A 9259-nucleotide genomic window follows, 5' to 3' on the forward strand; every position below is an offset into this window, starting at 1 on the left:
ACAGCTACGCGAGTTTCCTGGTCAATGCCGGGCGGTCGCTGTACGAGGTGCAGAAACTGCTCGGCCATCATGATCCGAAGGTGACGATGCGCTACGCGCACCTCTCGCCGCAGGCGATGCTGGAGGCAGTCAATGGGGTGGGGAATGTCGTGGGGCGGAGGACGGCGGTGGCGAATCAAGCTGCAGTGGCGGCCACGGTGTAATCAGCGCAACTCGTACCAAACACCTCGGCCGCTACCTTGCTGGCTGAGGTGTCCGCGCTCCACCAAGTTGCGGAAGTGCGCCTTCAACGTATTGCGGCTGGCGCCGGTAAGTTTGATGACATCGCCAATGGTGACGCGCCCATGCTCGCGAGCAAATTCCACAATCTGCAGTGACAACTCCGGCAGGCTGGCCAACACCAGCTTCTCACGCTCGACCTTCTTCTCCAGCCGCCGTACCTGTTCAGCCAGGGAACGCAGGAAGAACACCAGCCATGGCTGCCAGTTCGGGGCCTCGGTACGAATCGTGCCCTGCGTCTGGCGCAGCGCCAGATAGTACGCTTCCTTGTTGAGCTCGATCACACTCTCCATCGAGCTATACGGCACGTAGGCATAACCCGCCTGCAAGAGCATCAGCGTGGTCAGGGCTCGACTGATCCGCCCGTTGCCATCCTGGAAGGGATGAATCTCCAGAAACACCACCACGAAGATCGCGGCGACCAGCAGGGGATGCAGCAGTTTGGACTCGCGCTGCGCATTGACCCAACTGACCAGCTCGGTCATCAAACGAGGCGTATCGAACGGCGACGCCGTCTGAAACACAATCCCGATCTGCTCGCCGCGCTCATTGAAGGCCGCCACGCTATTGGTGTTGGTCTTGTACTGACCACGGTGCCACGTATCCTTGTCGCTATGCTGGAGCAGGATCTGGTGTAGCTGCTTGATGTAGTTCTCGGTGAAGGGGATGTCCTGCCAAGCACTGAACACCACATCCATGACCTCCGCGTAACCCGCCACCTCCTGCTCGTCACGCGTATCGAAACGCTTGATCTCCAGGTTGGCCAGCAGTTGCTCGACCTCGCGGTCGGTCAGCTTGCTGCCCTCGATCCGTGTCGAGGAGCCGATGCTCTCGATGGTGGCTACGCGGCGCAAAGCGGACAAACGCTCAGGCGCAAGGGTCCCCAAGGCACGCCAGGCACCTTTGAACTCATCGATTTTGGCGATCAGGGCCAGCATCTCTGGCGTGATCTGGATAGTGTCGGTTCGGAGCATGAACCAATAGTACACCCAATTACACCCATTTCCCAGGCGGCACACCCAATAAGACACCCATTTACACCCAAAAACGCAAAAATCCCCCGACCCCACCACCGTCGAAGGCAGTGAGATCGGGGGATCGTCGTGGCTTTCTATGCCGAGTGATGAGCAGGAACAAGCTTGGCAAATGGCTGGAAGCAGCCCTCATCCACGGTGCAGCAGGGTTCGCGCTTGATGCGGCACTCGTCTTCCCGGTCAGAGCGATCAGGACCGACTTTCTTGCCTTCCAAGCCAAGCACCAGGAAGTCCTCGCCATCCCAAAGTCCTACGTCGCCATTGCGCCCTTTTCCGCTGTACCACGCGCCGACCTCGAGATCTTCCTTCGGGATCTGAGCAGCAATCCTGACCGGTGCAGAGGGCTCATTCAAGCCTGTGCAGGCGGCTTCAAGGCTGAGCACGATATCGATGAACCGGTTGCCAGCGACCCAGTTGACCGCCTGTTTATTGCCCTGGCCACCCGCAGCGACATCCCACTTGAATGCGCGCTGCCGTAGTAGTTGCTTCAGATCGCTCTGCCTCAACGCAGCTTCTCCGCCCGCGAAACCCACCACGATCTGCGCGCCGCGCTCACTGCACAGCGCCTTGATCCCATCAAAATCCACACGGTCTTGATAGTTGGGATGGCCACTGTCTGGAATGGTCGAGGACGGGTTCGGCTTTACATTGCTGTCGAGTGCGATGAGGAGTGGATGACCGGCAAGATCTATCTCAATATGAAAGACTGATCCCATCATCCCGATGACATCGCCTCGGATTATTTACAGAAAAAAGGTTGCACAACCACCTGGGCGCTGATTTCCGCGACGCCAGCTCCCGGTCAAGGCGACCGCAATCGATTTGTCGGATGTCGGTGCGATCGATGAGGCAGGAATCGCGTTGTGCCTGATCGCCCGTGATCGCCACGGTACGAAGGTTGAGCGCGGCTCCCGTGGCGTGCGCCAGATTATGGATGTGGCGCAGGTATGCGGGAAGTTGTGTGGTGAAAACTGCGGCAGTATGAGACAAGCAAAGGGGCCGCATATAGCGGCCCCTGGTCAGCACGCATGAGGCCGGCTGCGCTGCAGTATCACGGGCGTGGCGTGTTCGTCATGCCCGGGAAGAAGCTGTGATCCATGATTTCAGCCAGCGGCCACGGGCACTTTTCCGGAAAATCGGCGTTATCAAGGCCGGTTTCTTTCGAGGCCTCAATAATGGCGTCTCCCCATGCATCGGCCCACCAATCAGGATCGTCCAGCGAGGATTTGAGGCTAGGCATTTTCTGGATTCTCCGCTCGATGCTATCGCGCTGCGTCTTGATCGTGCGTTCCCAGCTCGATCCTTGGCGCTCCGGCTGGAATTCCCACTTGAGCAGATGGAAAAGTAGAACGGCCATCCTGTTTGCCAACTCGCGTTGTTCGCTCTTGCCCACGTCCTCAATCTCCTCCGCAATATGGTGGATGTCCAAGTCAGTGAAGCGCCCCGAGCGCAGCAGAGCGGCCTGTTCTTGAGACCAAGCAATCACATCCTTTTCGTAGGTAGTGCCCATCAAGGACTCCTTAAACAACATTGAAACCACACCAACAGGGAACAGACCCCAATTATCGGTTCTCCCATTGGACTTGACTATCTCAGGACTATCTCAGCAGCGGCTGCATATGACATACCGCTGCCGCTTGGGCCAACGACGAATTGATTGTAGCTCGGCCCATTATCGAAGACGAAGGGCTTCTTGCCGGGTTGTTGAGCCAGCATAACCCGCCCCCAGCCAGCCTGCCTCTGGAACCCCACCGAATACCCGCCGAATACCCGGCCTGGGAACAGGAGACGCCCTGCCGACATGAAGACATCGAGGGCGAAACAACCTCCCGCCGTCAGCGCTGCAGCCCCGCCATCTGGTGCTGGGCGATGCGGTGGCCGTGCGCCGCGGCCTTGGCGATCCACATCAGCGCCAGGTTGTCATCCCGCGCCACCCCCGTGCCGGCGGCGTAGCACTGGCCCAGGCACTGCATCGCATCCGCATGGTTTTGCGCCGCGGCAAGATTGAACCAATACACCGCCGCCGCCGGCCGCCCGGCGCGAAAGCAGCACAGGCCGATCTCCGCCTGCGCCGCGGCATCGCCCGCGTCGGCCTGGCACAACAAGGCCCGCTCCTCGGCCCCCAATTCGAGGCCGGCGAGGGCCAGCACGCCATCGAGTTCGAGCCGCGTCACAGCCGCCGCAGCGGGCAGCTTCTGCAACAGGCCCTCGGCCAGGCGCCGCCACAAGGTGCGCTTACTCAAGCCGGTCAAGGCCACCGCCGCCTCCATGCTGATCGCTTCAAAGTTCATGTCTCATCCTCTTCAACCGCGCCTGGCACAGCCCAGGCCGTGCCAGGCTGTGCCAATGACAGGGCGCCCGTCGTGCCAGAATCCAGCGCATTTTTCACGATGTTGATTTCAAACAGGTTTTCCACCTGGCATGGGCCATGCACTCAGCAAATTGCCGGAAAAGAAATTTCTGGAATGTCCAACCCATAAAGGAGTACTACCATGTCGCAAATTTCCCTCGTGCGCAAGGCACAACAAGGTTTCACCCTGATCGAATTGATGATCGTCGTCGCCATCATCGGCATCCTCGCCGCCGTCGCGCTGCCGGCGTATCAGGACTACACCGCCCGCGCCAAGGTTTCTGAAATGGTCATCGCAGCTACCGCCCCCAAGACCTTGGTCAGCGAGGCCTTCCAATCCGACAGCCTGGCGGGTGTGAAGGCTGCCGCGACCGAATACAATGGTCGTGCCATCACCGAGAAGGAGTCGAAGATGGTGGCCAATATCGCGATTGATGCTGGGACCGGTGCCATCACGGTGACCAGCGCGAGCGCTACCAGCGGTTTGCCCACCGATGCGCAAGGCAAGACCCTTGTGTTCACGCCCAACGTGCAAGGCGCTGCTTTGGCTGATGGTGCTTCTGGTGCGATCGACTGGGCCTGTGCCTCAACCACCAACACCACTGCAACTGCCCGTGGTTTGACTGCGACGCTTGGCAACATGCCTGCCAAGTACGCACCTTCCGAGTGCCGTTGATGACGCACAGGCGGGTATCGGTACCCACCGGAACTGCCTGATCAAGACCCAAGGGCGCTACAAGCGCCCTTTTTCCTGCCCACCTCCTGCCTCATCTCGCCATGCCCCCTGACGCCGTAAATCGTTTTCGCTTTGCGTTTGGCTATGCAGGGCGCCATCTGTTGATTTCGGCCTGCCTTGCTGCGGTGGCGGGCCTCTTTGTGTTTGGCCTGCTCTATCCGCCGCCTTTTGCTTCGCTATTGGGGGTGGGCCGCATGTTCGTGCTGCTGCTGGTGGTGGACGCGCTATGTGGCCCCTTGTTGACCCTGATCTTGGCCAACCCCGCCAAATCGCGGCGCGAGCGCTGGGTCGATTTTTCGCTAATCGGCCTGGTGCAGCTGGCGGCGCTGCTTTATGGCCTGCACAGCCTGTGGCTTGCCCGCCCGGTGGTGCTGGCCTTTGAAGCAGATCGACTGGTGATCGTCAGGGCCAATGAAGTCGAGACCGAAACCCTGGCTCAGGCGCCGGCGGGGCTGCAGTCCTTGCCTTACTGGGGGGTGATGCCAGTGAGCACACGCAAGGCCAGAAATAGCGAGGAATTTTTTGAAAGCGTGCAGTTGAACCTGGCGGGCGTTTCGCCCGCCATGCGCCCCCACTGGTGGCAGCCCTGGGAAAACGCCCACTCTGCCATGGCGCAGCGTGCCCGACCCGTGCGCGATTTGATCGAGCAGCGTCCCCAAGAGGCCGCAACCTTGCAGGCCGCCGTCGCCAAAACCGGGGTTCCAATAGACCAGTTGCGCTTCCTGCCCTTGGCCAGCCGTAAAACCGGAGACTGGGTGGCGCTGCTCGATCCCAGGCTGCAAATCGTGGGCTATGTTCCAGTAGATGGTTTTTTGCGGCCTTGACCCCCGTGTGCCGGCGCACAAGCCCAGCCGCCATGGCGCAAATGGATGGCAGGTTTATTGCATAGGGTTGATTCTGATATTTCATTGCATCACTGAAGCACCAGGAGGTGGCACACCATGAAAAACTTCCGGCAACAAGGTTTCACCCTGATCGAATTGATGATTGTGGTGACCATCATCGGCATTTTGGCCGCCGTGGCCCTGCCGACCTATCAGGACTTCACCACACGCGCCAAAATGACGGAGTTGCTGCTGGCGGGCAACACTGCAAAAGCGCTCGTCTCCGAAGCTTTCCTGGGCGGTGGCGTGGCAGGCGTGACAAGGGCCGCAACGGAATATAACGCCCGATCTGTCGCGGAAAAACAGTCGAAATTCGTCGCCAATATCGCGATCGACCCGGCCTTGGGCATCATTACCGTCACCAGTGCCGGCGCGAGTTCCGGCCTGCCTGCGGACGCACAGAATAAGACGCTGATTTTTACCCCTAACGTCCAGAAAGCGCTATTGGCGGAGGGCGTCACGGGTGCCATCGACTGGGCCTGCGCCTCTTCTACCAATGCCACGGCGGGCGGGCGCGGCCTATCGACGGGTTTGGGCACGCTACCCGCAAAATACGCCCCTTCCGAATGCCGCTGAGCCGCAAAAAGGAGCACGCCGATCAACAGGGTCAGACTCCTTTGATCCTGAGTGGGTTGTTGCGCATAACGAACTGACCGCCAACATCGCCAGGGGAAAGCCCGGCCCTGCACGCTGCACACCGCTTTGTGGATAGGCTTGCTGATTACGCTCCGTGTCGGGCATGGAGATCGTCGTGCCATCCATCCGCTTGATGGAGCGCCCGCGCCACTTCCAATCGCTACGACTTTCAAGTTCCAGGCGCTCACCCACGGGCAGGGCCAACCGGGAAATCAGGGGCAATGGCAAGCGTTGGCGGGCTTTGCAGCAAGGCCCCGTGTTCAGGCCCCTGAGTCAGAATAGTTGTCGCCTCGATTGAATCTGAACCCTGGGTGGCTTTCAGCCTCTTTTAATTTACCGGGACCGGTACGACAACGGCTCAAGGGGGTGCCATGGGCTCTGACCCCATTGATTGTTGGCGCCTCGCTGTGGGCAGGGGTATCAGGTGACATCAAAAACTCGGCGCTGGCGGGACGGCGGTCAGGACTCGTGCTTCAGTCGCTCGACTTCCCTTTTCCGGCGTCGGATCAAACCCCGCATCGCTAACAGCGCTGCGGGACTCGCCGGTCGTGTTGTTGGCCGGTCCTCGTCAAGATAATGGTTTTGCGGTCAGTTCCCACGGCGTACCTCCTGCGCAGGGTGCGGGTGCACTGATTTACGTACTATCCGCGCATTGTTGCGCAAATTTTCATATTGACTGAAGTCGCGGGGACAGAACCCGATGGATCTGCGTGATTCGCGCGGCGCGAGGCTTCAATCAGCTTGTCCTTTGCCCCGGGGATGCCGCAACAGGCGCTTCATCTGGGTTCATCTTTGGATTCGTCTCCGGGTTCGTCCTTGCCTAGAAGGCGGCGGAAAAAACCGGCTATCGTCTGCCGAAAAGCCAGAATGGCGATCAGGATGACGACCAGAAACATCGCGATGATGAAAGAAATGATCGGGAAATTGAGGGCATCCTGGGCAAAAAACCAACTGCCAATGAGGCTCCCGGCAATCAACAACAGTCGGGCAATCAACTGCACTTTTGCATCCTTTCCGCAGCAAGAATTGCTGGATTATTCCTGATATTGACCGCAACAGGTAGCTGAACCCGAAAAATGTGCAGACAGGGCAATTTTTTCCGTGAAGTTTCCATAGCGGCGGCATCGGGATGAGGCATCAGTCCTTTCAGTCTTTCGAGTTGAGGTCAATGAAAAGGGCCCGGCTCGTTTATTGACAGTAGCAAAGCCGCCGCCCCGGCACGACGGGCTGGGGCGGGCTGGGGCGGGCCGGGGCGGCTTTGCGGCCCGCCCACGAGCCCCGGCGCATTCGGGTAGAATCCTGCCTTCATTTGTCGGATTACAGGGAGTTTGTCGTGCGTATCGTCTGTCTCGACCTCGAAGGTGTGCTGGTACCGGAAATCTGGATTGAATTTGCCGAACGGACCGGTATCCCGGAACTGCGCCGCACCACCCGGGATGAACCCGATTACGACAAGCTGATGACTTTTCGCCTGAATCTGCTGCGCGAAAAGCAGCTGGGCCTGCCGGACATCCAGAAGGTGATCGCCGCGATGGGCCCCATGCCCGGCGCCCGGGAATTCGTGGATGGCCTGCGCGAGGATTACCAGCTCGTCATCCTTTCCGACACTTTCTACGAATTCGCCCACCCGCTGATGCGTCAGCTGGGCTGGCCCACCCTGTTCTGCCACAGCCTGGAGGCCGATGCCCAGGGTTTTCTGGTGAATTACCACCTGCGCATGCCAAACCAGAAGCAGGAAGCAGTGCGGCGCTTCAAGGAGCTGAACTTCCAGGTGGTGGCCGCCGGCGATTCTTACAACGATACGGCGATGCTGGGCGAAGCCCACGCCGGCATCCTGTTCCACCCGCCCGAGAACGTGGTGCGGGAATTTCCCCAGTTCCCGGTCACCCGGGACTACGCCGCCCTGCGCCAGGAAATCGACGCCGCCTTCGCCCGCAACGCTTGAGGGCCGACGCCATGCATCGGGAACGCTTCTACACCCTCTCCGCCTCCTGCCCGGATCAGGTGGGGATCATCGCCAAGGTGTCGGGCTTCATCGCCGGACACGGCGGCTGGATCCTCGAATCGAGCTACCACGCCGACGGCCTGACCCAGCAGTACTTCATGCGCATCGAGATCAAGGCGGATTCCCTGCCCTTCCTGCTGGCGGAGTTCCGGGAGCGCTTTCGTACCACCATCGCCGAACCTCTCCAGATGGTCTGGCGCATCAGCGACAGCGCCATCAAGAAGCGGGTGGTCATCCTGGTGTCGAAGCAGGAGCACTGCCTCTACGACCTGCTCGCCCGTTGGCAGGCCAGGGAACTGGATATCGAGATTCCCTGCGTCATTTCCAATCACGACAGCTTCCGGGGTTTCGTGGAATGGCACGGCATTCCCTTCCACCATGTGCCGGTCACCCCAGACAATAAAGCGGCTTCCTACGCCGAAGTGAAGCGGATTTTCGAGGAGGTGCGCGGCGATTGCATGGTGCTGGCGCGCTACATGCAGATCCTCTCCCCGGATCTGTGCGCCGCCTACCCCAACCAGATCATCAACATCCACCACAGCTTTTTGCCCAGCTTCGTCGGCGCCAAGCCCTATCACCAGGCCTATGAGCGGGGCGTGAAGCTGATCGGGGCGACTTGCCACTATGTCACTTCAGACCTGGATCAGGGCCCGATCATCGACCAGGACGTGATCCGCATCGACCATTCGGATGCCCCCGAGGACATGGTGCGCTACGGCAAGGACATCGAAAAGACCGTGCTCGCCCGGGGCCTGCGCTACCACCTGGAGGACCGGGTGCTGGTGCATGGCAACAAGACCGTGGTGTTCCGCTGAACTTCTTGTTCCACGTGAAACGCCGGGCCTTGCCCGGCGTTTTTCATTCCTCATACGCATATACCGGCGCGGCCTGGAGCGGCAGGTAATGGCTGAGCAGAGGCCGGCCGGGTTCCCAGTCGTGCAGCAAGAAACCGCCCGGTTCCAGGGTGTAAGCCAGGGGCTCGGCATCGAGGGCGATCTGATGCGCGGTCGCCGGCGCCACCTGGGCAAAAATGCCGTGAAAGAGGGTGGCCACATGGCGATGCACATGGCCGCAGAGCAGGCCCTCCACCCCGCGCCTTGCGGCCAGCAGCCGACCCAGGGCGGCCACCTCGCCGCGACAGGCGATTTCGTCCATGCCGGGGATGCCCACGGCAAAGGGCGGATGGTGCATGGCCAGCAGGGCCGGGCCTTGCAGCAGGGCCGGGCCTTGCAGCAGGGCCGGGCCTTGCAGCAGGGCCGGGCCTTGCAGCAGGGCCGGGCCTTGCAGCAGGGCTTCGAGCCGCTCCAGCTGGGCTTTTTCCAGCCGGCCCCATTC

At 60.4% G+C, this 9259-nt stretch carries 10 protein-coding genes and 2 pseudogenes; 6 read left to right on the forward strand and 6 right to left on the reverse strand.

The genetic code is table 11. The features are described from left to right. Positions 1-203, forward strand: a pseudogene (locus WBH99_RS08340) (hypothetical protein); the annotation flags it as partial. On the opposite strand, the gene WBH99_RS08345 reads toward WBH99_RS08340, so the two are convergent. The 4 genes from WBH99_RS08345 to WBH99_RS08360 all read right to left on the reverse strand — a co-directional run bounded on the left by WBH99_RS08345 (position 204) and on the right by WBH99_RS08360 (position 3604). Beyond that, complete coding sequence (locus WBH99_RS08345; RefSeq protein ID WP_424219625.1) at positions 204-1253, reverse strand: Fic family protein; 1050 nt, start codon at positions 1251-1253, stop codon at positions 204-206. It lies immediately after the preceding pseudogene. 137 nt (positions 1254-1390) lie between these two features. Further along, on the reverse strand, positions 1391-2032 hold the full coding sequence (locus tag WBH99_RS08350) for a hypothetical protein (RefSeq protein ID WP_424219626.1): 642 nt from the start codon (positions 2030-2032) through the stop codon (positions 1391-1393). 332 nt (positions 2033-2364) lie between these two features. Then, positions 2365-2823 (reverse strand): DUF29 domain-containing protein, encoded by a 459-nt coding sequence (locus WBH99_RS08355; protein ID WP_424219627.1) that lies wholly within the window; start codon positions 2821-2823, stop codon positions 2365-2367. Between the two features lie 325 nt (positions 2824-3148). After that, positions 3149-3604 (reverse strand): hypothetical protein, encoded by a 456-nt coding sequence (locus WBH99_RS08360; protein ID WP_424219628.1) that lies wholly within the window; start codon positions 3602-3604, stop codon positions 3149-3151. Between the two features lie 201 nt (positions 3605-3805). Between WBH99_RS08360 and WBH99_RS08365 the strand changes: the two genes are divergently transcribed. The 3 genes from WBH99_RS08365 (at position 3806) to WBH99_RS08375 (ending at position 5859) form a co-directional block, all read left to right on the forward strand. Further along, positions 3806-4339, forward strand: coding sequence for a pilin (locus WBH99_RS08365; protein ID WP_424219629.1), 534 nt, complete (start codon positions 3806-3808; stop codon positions 4337-4339). Positions 4340-4440: 101 nt separating this feature from the next. Further along, on the forward strand, positions 4441-5223 hold the full coding sequence (locus tag WBH99_RS08370; protein ID WP_424219630.1) for a hypothetical protein: 783 nt from the start codon (positions 4441-4443) through the stop codon (positions 5221-5223). 117 nt (positions 5224-5340) lie between these two features. Next, positions 5341-5859: a pilin gene (locus WBH99_RS08375; RefSeq protein ID WP_424219631.1), complete on the forward strand. Its 519-nt coding sequence runs from the start codon at positions 5341-5343 to the stop codon at positions 5857-5859. 836 nt (positions 5860-6695) lie between these two features. Here WBH99_RS08375 and WBH99_RS08380 read toward each other — a convergent pair. Continuing rightward, positions 6696-6920 carry a hypothetical protein gene (locus tag WBH99_RS08380; RefSeq protein WP_424219632.1) on the reverse strand — a complete coding sequence of 75 codons (225 nt, stop codon included), beginning with the start codon at positions 6918-6920 and terminating at the stop codon, positions 6696-6698. 332 nt (positions 6921-7252) lie between these two features. On the opposite strand from WBH99_RS08380, the gene thrH reads away from it, so the two are divergent. Continuing rightward, entirely contained in the window at positions 7253-7864 is a 612-nt protein-coding gene (gene thrH, locus WBH99_RS08385; protein ID WP_424219633.1) for a bifunctional phosphoserine phosphatase/homoserine phosphotransferase ThrH, read from the forward strand. An 11-nt stretch (positions 7865-7875) separates the two neighbouring features. Next, the gene (gene purU, locus WBH99_RS08390) at positions 7876-8739 is read left to right on the forward strand and encodes a formyltetrahydrofolate deformylase (protein WP_424219634.1); all 864 of its coding nucleotides are present in this window, start codon (positions 7876-7878) and stop codon (positions 8737-8739) included. A gap of 43 nt (positions 8740-8782) precedes the next feature. Here the strand turns inward: purU and WBH99_RS08395 are convergent. Next, positions 8783-9259: pseudogene (locus WBH99_RS08395) on the reverse strand (hypothetical protein); the annotation flags it as partial.

Origin of the sequence: Azovibrio sp. (assembly GCF_049658005.1) — a bacterium.
Lineage (GTDB): Bacteria > Pseudomonadota > Gammaproteobacteria > Burkholderiales > Rhodocyclaceae > Azovibrio.

Coding starts and splice junctions, on each gene's coding strand:
- WBH99_RS08345 (WP_424219625.1), bottom strand. CDS start 1,253: ATGCTCCGAACCGACACTATCCAGATCACGCCAGAGATGCTGGCCCTG.
- WBH99_RS08350 (WP_424219626.1), bottom strand. CDS start 2,032: ATGATGGGATCAGTCTTTCATATTGAGATAGATCTTGCCGGTCATCCA.
- WBH99_RS08355 (WP_424219627.1), bottom strand. CDS start 2,823: ATGGGCACTACCTACGAAAAGGATGTGATTGCTTGGTCTCAAGAACAG.
- WBH99_RS08360 (WP_424219628.1), bottom strand. CDS start 3,604: ATGAACTTTGAAGCGATCAGCATGGAGGCGGCGGTGGCCTTGACCGGC.
- WBH99_RS08365 (WP_424219629.1), top strand. CDS start 3,806: ATGTCGCAAATTTCCCTCGTGCGCAAGGCACAACAAGGTTTCACCCTG.
- WBH99_RS08370 (WP_424219630.1), top strand. CDS start 4,441: ATGCCCCCTGACGCCGTAAATCGTTTTCGCTTTGCGTTTGGCTATGCA.
- WBH99_RS08375 (WP_424219631.1), top strand. CDS start 5,341: ATGAAAAACTTCCGGCAACAAGGTTTCACCCTGATCGAATTGATGATT.
- purU (WP_424219634.1), top strand. CDS start 7,876: ATGCATCGGGAACGCTTCTACACCCTCTCCGCCTCCTGCCCGGATCAG.